The organism is Pantoea sp. X-Soil-ISGK-275 (genome assembly GCF_059730795.1).
Genome location: NZ_AP035976.1, coordinates 2,320,387 through 2,338,550, shown reverse-complemented (window position 1 = coordinate 2,338,550; position 18,164 = coordinate 2,320,387). Strand labels below are relative to the sequence as shown.

19 protein-coding genes are annotated in these 18,164 nt (G+C 54.5%); 10 read left to right on the top strand and 9 right to left on the bottom strand.

Annotated features, from left to right (window positions below):
- Nucleotides 1-160: 160 nt before the first annotated feature.
- The 3 genes from AC6I8A_RS10885 to pabB form a co-directional block, all read right to left on the bottom strand.
- Complete coding sequence (locus AC6I8A_RS10885; RefSeq protein WP_497818456.1) at nt 161-1,525, bottom strand: L-serine ammonia-lyase; 1,365 nt, start codon at nt 1,523-1,525, stop codon at nt 161-163.
- A gap of 503 nt (nt 1,526-2,028) precedes the next feature.
- A complete protein-coding gene (locus tag AC6I8A_RS10880; RefSeq protein WP_497818455.1) occupies nt 2,029-2,598 on the bottom strand; it encodes a CoA pyrophosphatase in 570 nt (189 codons plus the stop codon).
- A gap of 1 nt (nt 2,599) precedes the next feature.
- The gene (gene pabB, locus AC6I8A_RS10875) at nt 2,600-3,958 is read right to left on the bottom strand and encodes an aminodeoxychorismate synthase component 1 (protein ID WP_497818454.1); all 1,359 of its coding nucleotides are present in this window, start codon (nt 3,956-3,958) and stop codon (nt 2,600-2,602) included.
- Between the two features lie 110 nt (nt 3,959-4,068).
- Between pabB and AC6I8A_RS10870 the strand changes: the two genes are divergently transcribed.
- Entirely contained in the window at nt 4,069-4,266 is a 198-nt protein-coding gene (locus AC6I8A_RS10870; RefSeq protein WP_008110398.1) for a YoaH family protein, read from the top strand.
- Nucleotides 4,267-4,280: 14 nt separating this feature from the next.
- Here AC6I8A_RS10870 and AC6I8A_RS10865 read toward each other — a convergent pair whose 3' ends face one another.
- Entirely contained in the window at nt 4,281-4,625 is a 345-nt protein-coding gene (locus tag AC6I8A_RS10865) for a RidA family protein (RefSeq protein ID WP_061718729.1), read from the bottom strand.
- Between the two features lie 124 nt (nt 4,626-4,749).
- Between AC6I8A_RS10865 and yoaA the strand changes: the two genes are divergently transcribed.
- From yoaA to rnd, 5 genes are all read left to right on the top strand, one after another.
- Nucleotides 4,750-6,660 (top strand): DNA repair helicase YoaA, encoded by a 1,911-nt coding sequence (gene yoaA / locus AC6I8A_RS10860; protein ID WP_256696597.1) that lies wholly within the window; start codon nt 4,750-4,752, stop codon nt 6,658-6,660.
- 52 nt (nt 6,661-6,712) lie between these two features.
- Entirely contained in the window at nt 6,713-7,411 is a 699-nt protein-coding gene (gene tsaB, locus AC6I8A_RS10855; RefSeq protein WP_497818453.1) for a tRNA (adenosine(37)-N6)-threonylcarbamoyltransferase complex dimerization subunit type 1 TsaB, read from the top strand.
- A 60-nt stretch (nt 7,412-7,471) separates the two neighbouring features.
- Nucleotides 7,472-8,065, top strand: coding sequence for a Slp family lipoprotein (locus AC6I8A_RS10850; protein WP_265297934.1), 594 nt, complete (start codon nt 7,472-7,474; stop codon nt 8,063-8,065).
- 208 nt (nt 8,066-8,273) lie between these two features.
- Complete coding sequence (fadD, locus tag AC6I8A_RS10845; RefSeq protein ID WP_179450650.1) at nt 8,274-9,950, top strand: long-chain-fatty-acid--CoA ligase FadD; 1,677 nt, start codon at nt 8,274-8,276, stop codon at nt 9,948-9,950.
- A gap of 98 nt (nt 9,951-10,048) precedes the next feature.
- Nucleotides 10,049-11,170 (top strand): ribonuclease D, encoded by a 1,122-nt coding sequence (rnd, locus tag AC6I8A_RS10840; RefSeq protein WP_479489593.1) that lies wholly within the window; start codon nt 10,049-10,051, stop codon nt 11,168-11,170.
- A 55-nt stretch (nt 11,171-11,225) separates the two neighbouring features.
- Here the strand turns inward: rnd and minE are convergent, their stop codons facing one another.
- From minE to minC, 3 genes are read right to left on the bottom strand one after another with little or no spacing between them, the layout of a single operon-like run.
- On the bottom strand, nt 11,226-11,495 hold the full coding sequence (minE, locus tag AC6I8A_RS10835; RefSeq protein WP_007889661.1) for a cell division topological specificity factor MinE: 270 nt from the start codon (nt 11,493-11,495) through the stop codon (nt 11,226-11,228).
- A 3-nt stretch (nt 11,496-11,498) separates the two neighbouring features.
- Nucleotides 11,499-12,311: a septum site-determining protein MinD gene (gene minD / locus AC6I8A_RS10830; protein WP_007889662.1), complete on the bottom strand. Its 813-nt coding sequence runs from the start codon at nt 12,309-12,311 to the stop codon at nt 11,499-11,501.
- A gap of 33 nt (nt 12,312-12,344) precedes the next feature.
- Entirely contained in the window at nt 12,345-13,055 is a 711-nt protein-coding gene (gene minC / locus AC6I8A_RS10825) for a septum site-determining protein MinC (protein WP_256696593.1), read from the bottom strand.
- Nucleotides 13,056-13,208: 153 nt separating this feature from the next.
- On the opposite strand from minC, the gene AC6I8A_RS10820 reads away from it, so the two are divergent.
- The 3 genes from AC6I8A_RS10820 to ycgN all read left to right on the top strand — a co-directional run bounded on the left by AC6I8A_RS10820 (nt 13,209) and on the right by ycgN (nt 14,922).
- Nucleotides 13,209-13,484, top strand: a complete 276-nt coding sequence (locus AC6I8A_RS10820; RefSeq protein WP_007889664.1) for a YcgL domain-containing protein — start codon at nt 13,209-13,211, stop codon at nt 13,482-13,484.
- Between the two features lie 267 nt (nt 13,485-13,751).
- Nucleotides 13,752-14,411: a fumarylacetoacetate hydrolase family protein gene (locus tag AC6I8A_RS10815; RefSeq protein ID WP_061718737.1), complete on the top strand. Its 660-nt coding sequence runs from the start codon at nt 13,752-13,754 to the stop codon at nt 14,409-14,411.
- A gap of 64 nt (nt 14,412-14,475) precedes the next feature.
- Nucleotides 14,476-14,922, top strand: coding sequence for a cysteine cluster protein YcgN (ycgN, locus tag AC6I8A_RS10810; RefSeq protein ID WP_008110381.1), 447 nt, complete (start codon nt 14,476-14,478; stop codon nt 14,920-14,922).
- A 40-nt stretch (nt 14,923-14,962) separates the two neighbouring features.
- Here ycgN and dsbB read toward each other — a convergent pair whose 3' ends face one another.
- A complete protein-coding gene (gene dsbB / locus AC6I8A_RS10805; protein WP_154156351.1) occupies nt 14,963-15,493 on the bottom strand; it encodes a disulfide bond formation protein DsbB in 531 nt (176 codons plus the stop codon).
- 319 nt (nt 15,494-15,812) lie between these two features.
- Here dsbB and fadR point away from each other — a divergent pair, with 319 nt between their 5' ends.
- Nucleotides 15,813-16,532: a fatty acid metabolism transcriptional regulator FadR gene (fadR, locus tag AC6I8A_RS10800; protein ID WP_008110376.1), complete on the top strand. Its 720-nt coding sequence runs from the start codon at nt 15,813-15,815 to the stop codon at nt 16,530-16,532.
- A 37-nt stretch (nt 16,533-16,569) separates the two neighbouring features.
- On the opposite strand, the gene AC6I8A_RS10795 is transcribed toward fadR, so the two are convergent.
- A complete protein-coding gene (locus AC6I8A_RS10795; protein ID WP_265297954.1) occupies nt 16,570-18,105 on the bottom strand; it encodes a SpoVR family protein in 1,536 nt (511 codons plus the stop codon).
- Nucleotides 18,106-18,164: the final 59 nt, after the last annotated feature.

Sequence of the window (18,164 nt, the reverse complement as noted above, 5' to 3'; positions counted from 1 at the left end):
GAGGCGGCCAGGTTTAGCGCGGCTGAATAAAAAATACGGCACTAAAAAAAGCGCGGCCACAAAGGGCCGCGCGCAAAATCAATGTATCTGGTTTACTCAGTTGGAGGTAGCAACAGATGCAGAAAAATAGTCAACTGATGCTTTAATCATCAGCGGAGTATTAGTCGCACTGGACCTTAATCGCCAATCCACCGCGTGAGGTTTCACGGTATTTGGCGTTCATGTCCTTACCGGTTTCGTACATGGTCTCAATCACTTTATCCAGCGACACGCGCGGTTCACTGGTACGACGTAGCGCCATGCGCGCGGAGTTGATGGCTTTCACGGAAGCGATGGCGTTGCGCTCAATGCACGGCACCTGAACCTGACCGGCGACCGGATCGCAGGTTAATCCCAGATTGTGCTCCATGCCGATTTCCGCCGCGACACACACTTGCTCCGGGCTGCCGCCGAGCAGTTCCGCCAGACCGGCCGCCGCCATGGAGCACGCCACGCCGACTTCGCCCTGGCAACCCACTTCGGCACCCGAAATAGAGGCGTTCATTTTGTACAGCACGCCAATAGCGCCAGAGGCGAGGAAGTAGCGGATAAAGATATCGGGCGTAACGGGTTCGATAAAGTGATCGTAATAGGCCAACACCGCCGGCACGATGCCGCAGGCACCGTTGGTGGGTGCTGTCACCACACGGCCACCGGCCGCATTCTCTTCATTGACCGCTAGCGCGAACATGTTCACCCAGTCGATCACATCCATCGGATCTTTCGAATGCTTAGAAGATGAAACCAGCAGGCGGCGCAAGGAAGCTGCGCGACGTGGTACGCGCAGTGGGCCCGGCAGCACGCCTTCGGTATTGAGACCGCGATCAATACAGGCCTGCATGGTTTGCCACACATGACCAAAATAGGCGTGAATCTCGTCGCGAGTATGCAGCGCCAGTTCGTTCTTCATCACCAAACCCGACAGCGACAGACCGCTTTCGCGACAATGGCTGAGCAGCTCTTTAGCAGAGTGGAACGGCCACGGCACAGAAACTTCGTTCAGCACCGGCTGGCCGAAATGCTCTTCATCAACGATGAAACCGCCACCGATGGAATAGTAGGTTTTGCTCAGAATTAATAGATCGCCAGCGAAAGCGAACACCGTCATGCCATTCTCATGCAGTGACAGGTTTTCGCTGCGGAACACCATGCCGCCTTCACGGGGGAAGTCCACTTCGCGCGCGCCGTTGGCTAACAGCAGACGTTCGCGTTGCTCCACGTCTTTGATGAACGCGGGAATGCCGTCGATATCCACGGTGGCCGGTTCGAAACCCGCCAGGCCCATGATAATAGCGATATCGGTGTGGTGACCTTTGCCAGTGAGCGACAGCGAACCGTAGACGTCGACCGCCACGCGCGTCACGTCCTGCAATTTGCCTTGTTCGGCCAGCAGATCAACAAACTGCTTGCCCGCTTTCATCGGGCCGACGGTATGTGAACTGGATGGGCCGATGCCCACTTTAAACATGTCAAAAACACTAATCACCGGTGACACTCCTCACAAATCTTATTCTGCACGGCAGAAGCCGTTTATGCGGCTAATAGTAATCGCCCATGCCGGTTAACGAGCAGCTTTTCGCATGAAATAAACTAATTATAAACCACAGAAATAGTTATCCGTTTCTGCAGTTGTGAAGCGGATCGGTTTTCTCGGCGAAAGGCTAACAAAGCGGGGGGGTTTTGGGGCACATTTTTGGTTAGTTAAACCAACGATGAGTGCGCAGACCGGTGCCGCTTTTGGGCCGGCGGTCCTCGCGCCGCTAGCGCGGTGCCTTCACTTCGCTCGTTTGCCTGACGGACCGGCGGAGACGGGACGTCCCTGTCCCGGCTCCGCCTTTCGCCCGCGTCCTGCGGGCTCTCCTGGCTTCCTCGCTTTGTTCAGCGCTGCGGATTGCCGGCCCAAAAGCGGCACCGGCCTGCTCCGCAGCTTCAGTGCGCGTTGTTGAAGAAGGCACATTTGCCTGAGCCCACTCAAAAGCATTAGGAGATTTACGGCAGGGCGATTTGTTGACCGAGCGCACGAATAATTCCGGCGGTCATGCCCCAGATAAAGTAATCCTCATACCATGACAACCAAACCTGATGTTGGCGATGACCGCGCCGTAAGGTGAGATCGCTGTAACGGCTCAGGCGCAGCGCTTCCGCCAGCGGCATGGCAAAGGCGCTTTCCACTTCGTCCGGATTAAGCTGCAAAGCCAAATCAGCTGGAATAATGCCCACCACCGGGGTCACGGCGAAACCGGTGCTGCTGGTTACCGGCGGCAGAACACCAATGATCTGCACCTGCTCCGGTTGAATTCCCACTTCTTCCTGTGCTTCACGCAGCGCGGTGTGGATCAATGACGCGTCAGTGGCATCCTGCATGCCGCCGGGAAATGCCACTTGTCCCGCGTGTTTACGCAGGTGCGATGAGCGGCGCGTGAGCAGCAAGCCAGGTTCTGCGCCGGCGATCACCGGTACCAGCACCGCCGCACGGCGTCCGCTGATAGCGCTTTTTGGCATGTGCAAAGGCGGTTGCAGGACAAAGCGGCTGAGGAACTGCTCAAGGGTTAAACTCATTTCAGGTCTCATCGCGCAGGCTGGGCAGAATACGATTCACCTTGTGAAAGGTTTCCTGATATTCGGCGTTGAGGTCGCTGTCCGCCACTAATCCGCCACCGGCAGCGCAATAAAGCTGGTGGTTCTCCGCAATCAGGGTGCGAATGGTAATGCTGGTATCCATGCGGCCACACAGGCTAATGTAGCCGATACTGCCACACCACGCGTTGCGGCGATGCGGCTCCAACTCTTCGATAATCTCCATTGCGCGGATCTTCGGTGCGCCGGTAATCGAACCGCCGGGGAAACAGGCGCGCAGCAGATCGGTTGCGCTTAGCGTTTCAGGCAAACGTGCACGCACGGTGCTGACCAGATGATGTACTGCCGGGAAAGGTTCAACCACGAACAGTTCCGGCACGCTGACGCTGCCGGGCACGGCGACGCGGCCAATATCATTGCGCAGCAGATCGACAATCATCAGATTCTCAGCGCGATCTTTCTCTGAGTTAGCAAGTTTCTCTGCCTGCAAACGATCGGCCTGGGCATCTGCAAGGCGCGGCAAGGTGCCTTTGATCGGACGCGTTTCAATCTCTTGCTGCTGTAAAGCGAGGAAGCGCTCCGGCGATAAACTCAGCAGCGCGCTGTTTGGCAAACGCAGGAAGGCGCTGAACGGTGCGCGATTCGCCTGCGTGAGACGCAAAAATGCCTGCCACTCATCGCCGCGATAGCCCGCCTGAAAACGCTGCGCCAGATTCACCTGATAGCAGTCACCGGCTTGAATATAGGCTTGCACCGCGTTGAACCGCTGCGCATAGGCGTCAAAACTGAGATTCGATTGCCACTCGCTGGTTAAGGAGAAGGGCTCGGCTGGCGGCGCGGTTTGTGCTTGCAGCCATTGCCAACGCTGCTCGGCATCGGTGAGCGAAACCAGCGTCAATTTTTGCAGATGGTGATCGGCGATCAGCGCCCAGTCATAAATGCCCACCGCCATATCCGGCGTGATGAGATCCTGCTGCGCGTGCTCTGGCAGAGTTTCAAAGCGCCGTCCCAAATCGTAACCAAACAGACCCAATGCACCGCCCTGAAAGGGTAAATCGGCATCAAAAGTGGGCTTAACACCCAGCGCGTCACATTGCTGTTGCACCAGCAGCAGTGGATCGGCTGCGGAATGAATGACCTCATCACCGCAAGCAATTTCAGTGCTGGCACCGCGTGTGGTCAGCGTCGTACGCGGATCGGCGGTGAGGATATCAAAGCGGTTATCCGCGTGATCGGCCTGGCCGGAGGTCAGCAACATCGCCCAGCATTGGTGGGCCAGCGGAGCAAAAAGGTGTAACAGCGTTTCGGGCGTATACTTCAGAACGAGGCTTTTTACCATCATGGGACAAATCACTTCAGCAAGCAGGTCGCTAGCCTGACATATTTTTTTGTTGCTGGCACCCGTTTGTTCCACGTGGTAATAATGCGTCCCCCATGTACCAGGAGTGAATCATGTTTACAGGTCTTCCAGCGTTATCCCACGAACAACAGCAGCAAGCGGTTGAACGCATCCAGGAATTAATGGCGGGCGGTATGTCGAGCGGACAGGCGATTGCGCAAGTGGCGCAGGAAATTCGTCAAACCTATAAAGGTGAAGCGATTCGGGCGATGTTCGAAGACGACGAGGATGAAGAAGACGACAACGAATAACGCCCGAACGATTTTTACAGCGCGGCGATGATTTTAATTTCGACTTTATACTTCGGGTTCATCAATCCGGCCTGCACGGTGCAACGCACCGGCGCATTGCCCGGCGAAACCCACGCATCCCAGGCGCGATTCATCGCCGGGAAATCACTTTTCTCCACCAGGAAAATGGTGGCGTCGAGGATCTTGCTTTTATCTGATCCCACGCGCGTCAGAATGGCGTCAATCACGGCCAACGCATTGGCAGTTTGCGCTTCCGCATCTTCATCCAGATTTTCCGGTACGCTGGTGTAATAGACGGTTTGGTTATGCACAACGGCTTCCGACATGCGGTGTTCCGGATCAATACGCGTAATGGTCATGCTGTTCTCCTTTGATTTTGCTGCGCTAGCCTGCCATATCCCAGGGGCGTATGTCATCTGTTGTGGTTGCCCGCCGGGAATCCTGACATAATTACAGTGGTTTTTATTTTTGATGTGAGGAAGTGTGGCAGACGATTTTGCAGCTGACGGCGCACTGGCGCAGGCAATTCCGGGCTTTAAACCGCGTGAAGCACAGCGCCAAATGGCCAAAGCGGTCACCGAGGCGGTGAAAACAGGCGGCGAGCTGGTGGTTGAAGCGGGCACCGGAACCGGTAAAACCTATGCCTATCTGGCGCCAGCGTTGCGGGCGAAGAAAAAAGTCATCGTCTCTACTGGCTCCAAAGCATTGCAGGATCAGCTCTATAACCGCGATCTGCCCACCATCGCGCGTGCCCTGAAGTTCAGCGGCAAAACCGCGCTGCTGAAAGGGCGCTCCAACTATTTATGCCTTGAACGTCTTGAGCAGCAGAATCAAACCGGCGGCGATCTTAGCGTTCAGGCGCTGGGCGATTTGATCAGCGTGCGCGGCTGGTCGTCAGAAACCACCGATGGCGACGTCAGCAACTGCAACGGCGTGGCCGAAGACAGTCCGATCTGGCCCTTTGTCACCAGCACCAACGATAACTGCCTCGGCAGCGATTGCCCGTTGTACAAAGATTGCTTCGTGGTCAAAGCGCGCAAAAAAGCCATGGATGCCGATGTGGTGGTGGTGAACCATCATCTGTTTCTCGCCGATCTGGTGGTGAAAGAGGGCGGCTTCGGCGAATTGATCCCAGAGGCCGATGTGATGATCTTCGATGAAGCGCATCAGCTGCCCGATATCGCCAGCCAGTATTTCGGTCAGCAGCTGTCGAGCCGCCAACTGCAGGACCTCGCCAAAGACATCATCATTGCCTATCGCACCGAAGTGCGGGATGTGCAGCAGCTGCAGAAATCTGCCGATCGCCTGGCGCAGTGCGCGCAGGATTTCCGACTGACGCTTGGCGAACCGGGCTTTCGCGGCAACCTGCGCGATCTGCTGAGCGACAATAACATCATGCGCATGTTTACCTTGCTGGATGATGCGCTCGAACTCTGTTACGACGTGATCAAACTGTCGCTCGGGCGTTCCGCGCTGCTGGACGCCGCCTTTGAGCGCGCGGCGCTGTATCGCACGCGCCTGAAACGTCTGCGCGCCATTGATGAGCCGGGCTTCAGCTATTGGTATGAGTGCAACAGCCGCCATTTCACACTGGCACTGACGCCGTTATCGGTGGCAGAACGTTTCCGGGAAGTGATGGATAACCGCAAAGCGGCGTGGATTTTCACGTCTGCCACGCTGGCAGTGAATGAGCAGATGAGCCATTTCTCCAGCCGTCTTGGCGTGGATAACGCCACTACCATGATTCTCGACAGCCCATTCGATTACACTCAGCAAGCGCTGCTGTGCGTGCCGCGCAATATGCCGGAACCCAATCATCCCGGCGGCGCTCGCCAGCTGGCGCGCATGATGAAGCCGCTGATTGATGCCAACAAAGGCCGCTGCTTCTTCCTTTGCACCTCGCACAAGATGATGCGCGAGTTAGCCATCGAGTTTCGTGCTTCGATGACCTTGCCGGTGCTGCTGCAGGGCGAGACCAGTAAAGGACAGCTGCTGAAGCAGTTCCTCGAAGCCGGTAACGCGCTGCTGGTCGCAACCAGCAGCTTCTGGGAAGGTGTTGACGTGCGCGGCGATGCGCTGTCGCTGGTGATCATCGACAAGCTGCCGTTTACTTCACCGGAAGATCCGCTGCTCAAAGCACGTATGGAAGATTGTCGCCTGCGCGGCGGCGATCCCTTTAATGATGTGCAATTGCCCGATGCGGTGATCACCCTGAAACAGGGCGTGGGGCGTTTGATTCGTGACACGGAAGATCGCGGTGTGCTGGTGATTTGCGATCAGCGTCTGGTTTCACGTCCTTACGGCGGCCTGTTCCTCAACAGTTTGCCGCCCACGCCGCGCACCCGCGATATTGCACGCGCCATCGAATTTGTCCGTCAGCCTGCGGATCACTAATTTGTGCCAGGCTGTGATAAGATGCGCGCCATTTTGACTCTCTGAGGTTGTTATGTCCGCCCGAATTTTAGCCCTGGACACGGCGACAGAAGCCTGTTCTGCCGCGCTGCAAAACCTGCAGCAGATTGATGCCCGCTTTGAAATCGCCCCGCGCGATCATACCCAACGTATTCTGCCGCTGGTGCAGGAGCTGTTGCAGGCGCAGCAGCTGGAGCTGACCGCGCTTGACGTGCTGGCGTTTGGCCGGGGTCCGGGCAGTTTTACCGGTGTGCGTATCGGCATTGGTATTGCTCAGGGGCTGGCACTTGGCGCGAATCTGCCGATGATCGGCGTCTCCTCATTAGCCACCATGGCGCAGGGCGCGTGGCGTTTGACCGGCGCGACGCGCGTACTGGCGGCGATTGACGCGCGTATGGGCGAACTCTATTGGGCTGAATATGAGCGTGACGAAAACGGCGAATGGCTGGGTGCGGAAACCGAAGCGGTGATCAAACCCGAAGTAGCACAGGAACGTATTGCGGCATTAAGCGGCGAATGGACTGCCGTTGGCACCGGCTGGCAAGCCTATCCGCATCTGTTGACCTCGCCAGGCGCGCAGCTTATTGCTTCAGAGGTGTTATTACCTGCCGCCGAAGATATGCTGCCGCTGGCGCTCAGCGCCTGGCAACGTGACGAAGCAGTCGCGGTAGAGAATGCCGAGCCGGTTTATCTGCGCAATGAAGTGGCATGGAAAAAGTTGCCCGGCCGCTAAGTCGCGCGCAACTTATCTTCGCGAGCTCAGTCTAATCAGAGAAATAACAGGAGAAGTGCTATGCCAATAAGTCGTAAAGGGATGTCTGGCGCTCTGTTAGCCTGCGCAATGCTGCTCAGCGGCTGTGTTTCGGTGCCAGATTCAATTAAAGGAAGTTCTGAGCTTCCACAGCAAGATTTACTGCGCGTGATGAACGCGCCGCAACTGTTTGTCGGCCAGGAAGCACGCTTCGGCGGGAAAGTGGTGAAGGTCACCAATCTTAGCGGCTTAACACGCGTGGAGATTGCGACGCAACCGCTGGATGAGAGCGCGCGTCCGCGTTTGGGTGCCGCCTCGGTTGGCCGCATCTTTGCCGACATCCGCGGCTTTGTCGATCCGGTCGATTTGAACAACCAATACATCACGGTGCTGGGCAACATCAAAGGCATTGAGAAAGGGGATATTGGTAAGGCCAGCTACAATTTTGTGGTGATCGATGTGCGCGGTTATCAGCGCTGGCATCTGACGCAACAGGTGATGACGCCGCCGCAGCCGATTGATCCGTATATCTGGTATGGCCCAACGCGCCATCGTCCGGGATATTGGGGACCGAATCCCTATTGGGGCATGAACCTTGGCCAACCGGCGCAGGTGCAAACTATCCTTACTGAATAAAGTTTTAAAATCTATTTTACGGCCCGGTCGCGGTGCTTGCGAACGGGCCTTTTTATTGGGCGCGCAACCGATGCGCGAAATTTAGTGATGCGCTTCGCAACCTGAAAATGCCGAAACAGGCAAACTGGTACAATCAGTTAAAATATTGTTAACAACATTGATTGTCGAGGCGGCGATGGCTACGCAACAAGATTATCGGGGTGATTCTTTGAATAAGGTTTGGCTCAAACGCTATCCGGCAGATGTCCCTGCGGAAATTAATGCGGATCGATACGCTTCTCTGGTCGATCTTTTCGAGCACGCAGCAGAGCAATACGCCGATCAGGTGGCTTTCATTAATATGGGCCAACCGATGACCTACCGGCAGCTGGAAAAGCAGAGCCGCGCCTTTGCCGCCTGGCTGCAACAAGGTTTAGGTTTGAAGCAGGGCGATCGCGTGGCGCTGATGATGCCAAACCTGCTGCAATATCCCGTCGCGCTGTTTGGCGTATTGCGCGCTGGCATGGTGGTGGTGAACGTCAATCCGCTCTACACGCCGCGTGAACTCAAGCATCAGTTAGTTGATAGCGGTGCCAGCGCCATTGTCATCGTCTCGAACTTTGCCCACACGCTGGAAAAAGTGGTGGCCGAAACGCCGATCAAGCATGTGATGTTAACGCGTATGGGCGATCAGCTGGCACCGGTGAAAGCCACGCTGGTGAACTTCGTCGTTAAATACGTGAAAAAGCTGGTGCCGAAATACCATCTGCCGGGCGCGGTGCCGTTCCGCAGCGCCTTGTCGCAGGGCGAACAGATGACCTATCAACGCCCAACCGTGACCAATGACGATCTCGCCTTCCTGCAATATACCGGCGGCACCACTGGCGTGGCCAAAGGCGCGATGCTGACGCACCGCAATATGCAGGCCAATCTGGAACAGACCAAAGCCACTTACGGCAAGCTGCTGCGTCCGGGCAAAGAGCAAGTGGTGACCGCGCTGCCGCTCTATCACATCTTTGCGCTGACGGTGAACGGCCTGCTGTTCCTTGACCTTGGCGGCACCAACCTGCTGATTACCAATCCGCGCGATATTCCCGGCTTTGTCAAAGAGCTCAGCAAGTTTCCGTTTACCGCCATCACCGGCGTGAACACCTTGTTCAATGCGCTGCTGAATGATGCCAACTTCAATAAACTCGATTTCTCCACGCTGCGCCTGTCAGCGGGCGGCGGCATGGCGGTGCAAAAAGCGGTCGCCGAGCGCTGGGAAAAACTCACCGGACACTATTTGCTGGAAGGTTACGGCCTGACTGAATGTTCGCCGCTGGTGTCGGTGAATCCGTATGACATTACCTGTCACACTGGCAGCATTGGTTTGCCAGTGCCGTCCACCGATGTGCGCATCGTCGATGATGAAGACAAGGATGTAGCGCCAGGCGAACCGGGCGAGTTGTGTATTCGCGGTCCGCAGGTGATGACCGGCTACTGGCAGCGCGCCGATGCGACCGATGAAGTGCTAAAAAATGGCTGGCTGCATACCGGTGATATTGTTACCGTTGATAGCGAAGGCTTTATTCGCATCGTTGATCGTAAGAAAGACATGATTCTGGTGTCAGGCTTTAACGTGTATCCTAACGAGATCGAAGATGTGCTGATGCAGCACGAGAAAGTGCGTGAAGCTGCGGCGATTGGCGTTCCCAGCGATCTGTCGGGCGAAGCGGTTAAAGTGTGCATCGTGAAGAAAGATCCCTCACTGACCAAAGAAGAGGTGCTGGATCACTGCCGTCGCCAGCTCACCGGCTACAAAGTGCCGAAGATTATCGAGTTTCGTGACGAGTTGCCGAAGACCAACGTGGGCAAAATTTTGCGTCGCGAATTGCGTGATGAGGCGAAGCGAGAAGGGCAGTAACGCGCCATTCTCCTCAGGTTAACGCCGGCTCAGACCGGCGTTTTTATTGCTTTTAACATGGAGCGCTGCGCGTAGTTTGCCGCAGCGAGAAAGACAACGTGAATTACACCCTGATCGACCAAAATGACCAACTGGCCGCCGTGTGCGAGAAGGCACGCCAGCACGCCGCCGTGGCGCTGGACACCGAATTCGTGCGTACCCGCACTTACTATCCGCAGCTCGGCCTGATTCAGCTGTTTGATGGCGACCAATTGATCCTGATCGATCCGCTTAATATCAGTGACTGGACGCCGTTTGTGGCGCTGCTGCAGGACAAGCAGGTCACCAAATTCCTGCACGCCGGTGGCGAAGATCTGGAAGTGTTCCTGCATCGTTTTAAATGCCTGCCCGATCCGATGATTGATACGCAAATTCTAGCGGCCTTTAGCGGCCAGGCGCTGTCGTGGGGCTTTGCCTCGATGGTGATGCATTTCAACCAGGTCGAGCTGGATAAAAGTGAGTCGCGTACCGATTGGCTGGCGCGTCCGCTGACCGAGCGTCAATGTGAATATGCCGCCGCCGATGTCGCCTATCTGCTGCCGATTGCCCATCAGATGGTGGCGCAAACCGAGGAAGCCGGCAACATGGCGGCGGCGTTAAGCGAATGCAATTTGCTGTGCCAGCGTCGTCTGGATATGCTGCAGCCGGAAGAAGCCTGGCGCGATATCACCAATGCGTGGCAACTGCGTCCGCGTCAGTTGGCGGCGTTGCAGCGACTGGCGGCATGGCGTTTAAACATCGCCCGACAAAAAGATATGGCGGTGAACTTCGTGGTACGTGAAGAGAATCTGTGGAAAGTGGCGCGCTTTATGCCAGGTAGCCTTGGTGAGCTGGATCATTTAGGTCTGAACGGCCATGAAATCCGCTTCCACGGTAAAGCGATGGTAGCGCTGGTGGCGGAAGCGCAGGCGCAGGATGAAGCGACTTTGCCAGCGCCGCTGCCCAATCTGATCGATCATCCGCATTACAAGCAGGCGTTCAAAGCCATTAAAGCGCTGGTGCAACAGGTGAGTGAAGAGAGTGGTTTCAGTCAGGAACTGCTGGCATCACGTCGCCAGATTAATCAGGTGCTGAGTGTACATTGGGGATTGAAAACCGCGACGCGCACTCCTGAATTGCAGACAGGCTGGCGGGGTGATTTGTTGAAAGCGGGTATCGACGAGATTCTGCAGGCACTTTGACGCGAGCATTTTCCCCTGCGTAATACCGCAGGGGAAAATCAGGAAACCGCTTTAATCATTTAGGAACGTCTTCCGGCTCCGGCAGCGTTACGTTGAGCTCGAGGATGGAGATATCATCCCCTTTCTGATCCAGCTGAACGGTCACCATATCCGGGTCAATTTTTACATATTTACAGATCACTTCCAATATATCGCGCTTCAGCTGCGGCAGATAGTGGGGCTCACTGTCGCCCCTTCTGCGTTCGGCTACGATAATCTGCAGCCTTTCCTTGGCTATATTGGCTGTGTTCTTCTTACGGGATAAAAAGAAATCAAGTAATGCCATTGGTTATCCCCCGAACAGGCGTTTAAGGAAACCCTTCTTCTCTTCTTCAATAAAGCGGAAGGGGCGTTCTTCGCCAAGCAGGCGATCTACGGTATCAGCATAGGCTTTACCGGCGTCAGCGTTTGCGTCGAGGATCACCGGCTCACCCTGGTTTGAGGCGCGCAGGACAGATTGATCTTCCGGGATGACGCCAACCAGTGGAATGCGCAGAATTTCCAGCACATCTTCCATGCTCAGCATATCGCCACGGGTAACGCGGCCAGGATTGTAACGGGTCAGCAGCAGATGCTCTTTCACCGGATCCTGGCTGTTCTCTGCACGACGGGATTTCGAAGAGATGATGCCAAGAATACGGTCGGAGTCACGTACTGAAGAGACTTCCGGGTTGGTGGTGATAATGGCTTCATCGGCGAAGTACAAAGCCATCAGCGCGCCGGTTTCGATACCTGCTGGTGAGTCGCAGACGATAAAGTCGAACTCCATCGCCGCCAGGTCGTTCAGCACTTTCTCAACGCCTTCACGCGTCAGCGCATCTTTATCACGCGTCTGAGAAGCTGGGAGAATGTAGAGTTGCTCTGTGCGCTTGTCGCGAATCAGCGCCTGATTCAGCGTCGCGTCACCCTGAATGACGTTAACAAAGTCATACACCACGCGACGTTCACAGCCCATGATCAAATCGAGGTTACGCAGGCCGATATCGAAATCGATGACGACGGTTTTTTTGCCTTTCTGCGCTAAGCCGGTGGCGATGGCCGCGCTTGACGTGGTCTTGCCAACGCCCCCTTTACCCGATGTAACTACAATAATGCGTGCCATAAATGTTGATTTCCTTAACGAAAGAAAAGGGGCTTAATTAAGTGTCTGAATGGTCAGCGCGCCATCTTTGAGACTCAGACGCGCCGCTTTACCAAAGAATTCCGCCGGAATGTGATCCATCATCCAATATTCCCCGGCAATAGAGACCAACTCTGCGGCGAGGTTGGTGCAAAAAATCTGGCTGTCGCGTTGTCCACCGACGCCCGCCAGTGCGCGACCGCGCATCATGCCGTAAATATGAATATTGCCGTCGGCGACCAGCTCGGCACCGGCGCTGACGCTGCTAGTAACGATGAGGTCGGCATTACGCGCATAAATCTGTTGGCCCGAACGCACCGGCGTATTAACGATGCGGGTTTTGCTGGCGGCTTCAGCGATCACCGCTGGAACAACCGGCGCGGCTTCAATGACGGGAGCCGAGGCTTGTTTGCGGCTCTCTTTACCTTCCGAAAGTACCGGCAAACCCGCGCGGGCAATCATTTTTTTCAGGGCTTCATCTTTGCAACCGCTGACACCGACGATACGCAGACCGGTCGCCATCACCGCTTGTTGCATCTGTTTCCAGTTAATGTCGCCGGTTAGCGCTGACACATTCAGCACCACCGGCGCATTCAGCAAAAAGGCAGGTGCCTGATCGATTTTGTCCTGTAGCGCCTGACGAATCACCTCGGGTTGCGAATGATGCAGATGAACGACTGACAGGGTAAAACTGCTTCCCTTGAATTCGATTGGCGTTTGCGACATCTGTGCTGACTCAGTCCTGTTTTACGACCCTTAAATGTACGCCGATAAAATCGGCAATAACATCAAACGGTCAATATTCGAAGTTCTGCAAGCATGTTATAGTTACTGCTATATTCAGGCAAGTGACGCCATCGGTTAATTCGAGTAAAAAATATGTTTTGTGTGATCTACAGAAGCCCGCAACGTGAACAGACTTATCTGTATGTTGAAAAAAAAGACGATTTTTCACGGGTACCAGAAGAACTGCTGCGTGGCTTCGGCAAACCCCAGCTGGCAATGGTGTTATCGCTGGATAAGCGTGACAAGCTGGCTAACGCGGATATCAATAAAGTTAAGCAAGGTTTAAGCGAACACGGCTATTATTTGCAAATTCCACCACCGGTTGAAAGTCTGCTCAACATTCATCTCGATCAGGGTAAAAAAGATTAATTCAGATTCATCTGTAAATATATCCTGTAGAAATAATCAGTGCTATTTGCGTTAATTAACTGCCCGCTTTAACCCTTTATTGCGGGCAATTTCCAAAGCGTTTAGCTGATTTTGTTGTATACGATTAACGACTTTTGACAATTTCCGCCACGCCAGCCGCCATAAACCCGTTAATATATTTCACCTCAGCCTGCCGCGTTCCGGCACTGAGCCAGACTTCATCGCCAGATGCACTGGCGGCAAACACAACCAAAGCAGGGGAATAGCATGTATCAGCATCGTAACTGGCAGGGCGCTCTGTTGGATTATCCGGTCAGCAAAGTGGTTTGCGTCGGCAGCAACTATGCGAAGCACATAAAGGAAATGGGAAGTGCCACGCCAACCGAACCGGTGGTGTTTATCAAACCGGAAACTGCAGTGTGCGATCTGCGCCAGCCTCTGTCGATTCCGGCAAATTTTGGTGAAGTGCATCATGAAGTGGAGCTGGCTGTGCTGATTGGCTCGACGCTGAAGCAGGCGAGCGAAGAGCACGTGGCGAAGGCGATTGCCGGTTATGGCGTCGCGCTGGATTTGACCTTACGCGACGTGCAGGCCGGTTTGAAGAAAGCGGGGCAACCGTGGGAAAAATCCAAAGGTTTCGATAACTCGTGTCCGCTGTCGGGTTTTATTCCCGTTTCTGAGTTTAGCGGCGATCCACAGAACACCGAACTGAAGCTTGTCGTTAACGGTGAAGTACGTCAGCACGGCACGACCGCTGATATGATCCACAAAATTCTGCCGCTGATTGCCTATATGAGCCAGTATTTCACGCTGCGCGCGGGCGATGTGGTGCTGACCGGGACGCCAGAGGGCGTTGGCCCAATGCGCTCTGGCGATAAGCTGGAAATCACGCTGGCCGGTCACGGTATTTCGACGCGCGTTCTGTAAAACTTGCATCACCGCACCTGAACCTTTATAAGGTGCGGTCTCTTTGCTAACCCGGACCGCCATCATGACTGAACAACCTTTCTGGCAGACTAAACGCCTTGACCAAATGAACGACGCAGAGTGGGAATCCCTGTGCGACGGCTGCGGCCAATGTTGCCTGAATAAGTTGCAGGATGCGGACACTGACGAAATTTACTTCACCAACGTGGCCTGCAATCAGCTGAATATCAAAACCTGCCAGTGTCGTAACTACGAGCATCGTTTTGAGTTGGAAGAGAATTGCATCAAGCTGACGCGTGAAAACCTCACCAGTTTTGAATGGCTGCCGCGCACCTGCGCCTATCGTGTGTTAGGAGAAGGCAAAACCTTGCCGGCGTGGCATCCGCTGATCGCCGGTTCTAAAAAGGCGATGCATGCGCAGCGCATTTCCGTGCGTTTTATTGCGGTGCGGGAGAGTGAAGTGCGGGATTGGGAAGAGCATATTATCGATCGACCGGATCGCAACGGTTAAACATAGAACAGGCAGCCAAGGCTGCCTGTTTTGTTTGTGCTTAACGTCCAAACAGATCGCGGCGTTTCGGTTTGAACGGTTGTGCAATCAGCACCAGCAGCGCCACCAGCAGATAAGCGGCAAAAATCACGATCATCCACTGCGGCATGCTCCAGGTCAGGAAGGTCCAGCCGCGCTCAGCGCAATCACCGCTCGCTACGAATACAGAAGGCAACCATTTATCCAGCGGCAACCAGGTTGGGAAACGCGCGGCAAAGTCGCAGGTGACAAACGGGTTGGGATGCAGTTGAATCATGGTGTGATCGTAAGAGAGGCGCGTGCCTTCAATCGCGCTGTAGATCCAGATGAGAATGGCCGCCCAGCGCAGCGGGGTTTTCGGCGCAATAGCGCCCACAATGCCCGCGCCCATCACGCCAAACAGCGCGCAACGTTCATAAATACACATTACGCAGGGTTGCAGCCCCATCACGTGCTGAAAATACAACGCCGTCAATTCAAACGCCAACGCCGTCAGGGCCAGCAGAAGCCAGGCACCACGTCCACGCGAGCATTGATTCAAATATCGCAACATATTGCTTTTCCTGTAACCGTTAATGTTTCGCAGTGTAAACCAAAAGCGCAACCGTGCCAGCCAGGTAACGGGAAAAAATCATGTACAAAAATGACTTAAGTCGTGTTGAGGCCAAAAAGATCCTGCCAGTCGCGTCCTTCGATAAATGCAAGCCGCAGGCACAATGCAAACGTGTGCCCGGCCAAAGAGTTTCCTCTGTATTCACGGCTGAATTTTGCGCCAGCGCGCGCTTTTAATCGGTTGGCAGGCTATTTCCGCTATAGCCGCTCTGGTATGATGAGTCGCAATACGTTAAAGAAAGCAACGAGAAATAAATGCTATGGTGATTAAGGCGCAGAGCCCCGCGGGATTTGCTGAAGAGTATATTATTGAAAGCATCTGGAACAGTCGTTTTCCGCCGGGATCCATTCTACCTGCCGAACGTGAGCTTTCTGAACTGATTGGCGTAACACGCACCACGTTGCGCGAAGTGTTGCAACGTCTGGCGCGTGATGGCTGGTTGACCATTCAACATGGCAAACCGACGCGCGTTAACGATTTCTGGGAAACCTCCGGTTTAAACATCCTCGAAACTCTGGCCCGACTCGATCACGATAGCGTTCCTCAGTTGATTGATAATCTGCTGTCGGTGCGCACCAACATCTCGTCGATTTTTATCAGCCGTGCGCTGCGTCATCATCCAGAAAAAGCGCGTGAAGTGCTTGAGAATGCGCTGATCGAGGAGGATAAAGCCGAAGCCTATACCGAGTTGGATTATCGCGTGTTCCGCGGACTGGCGTTTGCCTCGGGCAACCCGATTTATGGTCTGATTTTGAACGGGCTGAAAGGCTTGTATACCCGCGTTGGTCGTCACTATTTCTCCAGCCTGGAAGCGCGAGAACTGGCGCGTAACTTCTATCGCCAATTGGCAGATCTATGCGTGGCTAACCCTTCGCAGGAGCAGATTGTCGACAGCGTGCGTGAATACGGTCGTCGCAGCGGTGAGATTTGGCACAAGATGCAGAAAAGCATGCCGGACGATTTAGCCAGCAAGCGATAAAAGAAAAACCGGACCTCATCAGTCCGGTTTTTTTGCTTTATAGCGTTGGGCCGCGCGCGGGTGAACGATCCAGCAACTCGACGCTACCGTCTTCATTCTGCTGCTCCAGAATCACATCAAAACCCCACAAACGATGCACATGCTTCAACACTTCTTTGCGGCTCTTATCGAGCGGCGCACGCTGTTGCGGCACATAACGCAACGTCAGTGAGCGGTCGCCACGTAAATCCACGTTGTAGACCTGAATGTTCGGTTCCAGATTGCTGAGATTGTACTGCGCCGACAGCTGCTGACGAATGGCGCGATAACCCGCTTCATCGTGGATCGCTGCAATTTCGAGGAAATTGTTGCGGTCATCATCCATTACCGTGAACAAGCGGAAATCACGCATCACTTTTGGTGACAGGAACTGGCTAATAAAGCTCTCGTCCTTAAACTCGCGCATGGCGAAATGCAGGGTTTTCAGCCAGTCCGAACCGGCAATGTCCGGGAACCAGTAGCGATCTTCTTCGGTTGGCGTCTGACAGATACGCTTGATGTCCTGGAACATCGCAAAGCCCAGCGCATACGGGTTGATGCCGTTATACCACTGGCTGTTATACGGCGGCTGATACACCACGTTGGTGTGGCTGTGCAGGAACTCCATCATAAAGCGTTCCGACACTTTGCCTTCGTCATACAGATGATTGAGGATGGTGTAGTGCCAGAACGTAGCCCAGCCTTCATTCATCACCTGCGTCTGTTTCTGCGGATAGAAATACTGGCTAACTTTACGCACAATGCGCAGCACTTCACGTTGCCAGGATTCCAGCAGCGGCGCATTTTTTTCCATGAAATAGAGCAGGTTTTCCTGCGGTTCAGAAGGGTAGCGCGATGCCTCAACGTGTACCGACTCCTTCTCTTTACGCGGCAGCGTACGCCACAGCGTATTCACCTGACTCTGCAAATACTCTTCACGGCTCTGCTGGCGCGCTTTCTCTTCCTGCAGCGAAATTTTCTGCGGACGTTTATAGCGATCCACGCCGTAGTTCATCAGCGCATGGCAGGAATCGAGCAGCCGCTCAACTTCCTCCACGCCGTAGCGCTCTTCGCAGTCGGTAATGTAATTTCGCGCAAACAGCAGGTAATCCACGATAGAACTGGCATCGGTCCAGCTGCGGAACAGATAGTTATTTTTGAAGAAAGAGTTGTGACCGTAACAAGCGTGCGCCATCACCAGCGCCTGCATGGTCATGGTGTTCTCTTCCATCAAATAGGCAATACACGGATTGGAGTTGATGACGATCTCATACGCCAGGCCTTGCTGACCGTGCTTGTAACGCTGTTCCGTTTCGATGAATTTCTTGCCGAACGACCAGTGTGCATAGTTGATCGGCATACCTACGCTGGAGTAGGCATCCATCATTTGCTCTGAGGTGATCACTTCAATTTGGTGCGGATAGGTTTCCAGTCCGTAACTTTTGGCTACGCGGTCAATTTCCGCCAGATAATCATCCAGCAGTTCGAAAGTCCAGTCGGGACCATCACTGAGTCGTTTACTGTTGCGGGTTGGCTCGTCAAAGATTGTCGTCATAGCGCACCTCTGTTTTGCAAGCGGCAGGAATTACCTGTCACGATCGTTTAAGGCCTCAT

Coding starts and splice junctions, on each gene's coding strand:
- AC6I8A_RS10880 (WP_497818455.1), bottom strand. CDS start 2,598: ATGAGTTTAACCCTTGAGCAGTTCCTCAGCCGCTTTGTCCTGCAACCG.
- dsbB (WP_154156351.1), bottom strand. CDS start 15,493: ATGTTGCGATATTTGAATCAATGCTCGCGTGGACGTGGTGCCTGGCTT.
- minE (WP_007889661.1), bottom strand. CDS start 11,495: ATGGCATTACTTGATTTCTTTTTATCCCGTAAGAAGAACACAGCCAAT.
- tsaB (WP_497818453.1), top strand. CDS start 6,713: ATGTCCGCCCGAATTTTAGCCCTGGACACGGCGACAGAAGCCTGTTCT.
- AC6I8A_RS10820 (WP_007889664.1), top strand. CDS start 13,209: ATGTTTTGTGTGATCTACAGAAGCCCGCAACGTGAACAGACTTATCTG.
- pabB (WP_497818454.1), bottom strand. CDS start 3,958: ATGATGGTAAAAAGCCTCGTTCTGAAGTATACGCCCGAAACGCTGTTA.
- AC6I8A_RS10815 (WP_061718737.1), top strand. CDS start 13,752: ATGTATCAGCATCGTAACTGGCAGGGCGCTCTGTTGGATTATCCGGTC.
- AC6I8A_RS10865 (WP_061718729.1), bottom strand. CDS start 4,625: ATGACCATTACGCGTATTGATCCGGAACACCGCATGTCGGAAGCCGTT.
- AC6I8A_RS10795 (WP_265297954.1), bottom strand. CDS start 18,105: ATGACGACAATCTTTGACGAGCCAACCCGCAACAGTAAACGACTCAGT.
- ycgN (WP_008110381.1), top strand. CDS start 14,476: ATGACTGAACAACCTTTCTGGCAGACTAAACGCCTTGACCAAATGAAC.
- minC (WP_256696593.1), bottom strand. CDS start 13,055: ATGTCGCAAACGCCAATCGAATTCAAGGGAAGCAGTTTTACCCTGTCA.
- AC6I8A_RS10870 (WP_008110398.1), top strand. CDS start 4,069: ATGTTTACAGGTCTTCCAGCGTTATCCCACGAACAACAGCAGCAAGCG.
- fadR (WP_008110376.1), top strand. CDS start 15,813: ATGGTGATTAAGGCGCAGAGCCCCGCGGGATTTGCTGAAGAGTATATT.
- AC6I8A_RS10850 (WP_265297934.1), top strand. CDS start 7,472: ATGCCAATAAGTCGTAAAGGGATGTCTGGCGCTCTGTTAGCCTGCGCA.
- minD (WP_007889662.1), bottom strand. CDS start 12,311: ATGGCACGCATTATTGTAGTTACATCGGGTAAAGGGGGCGTTGGCAAG.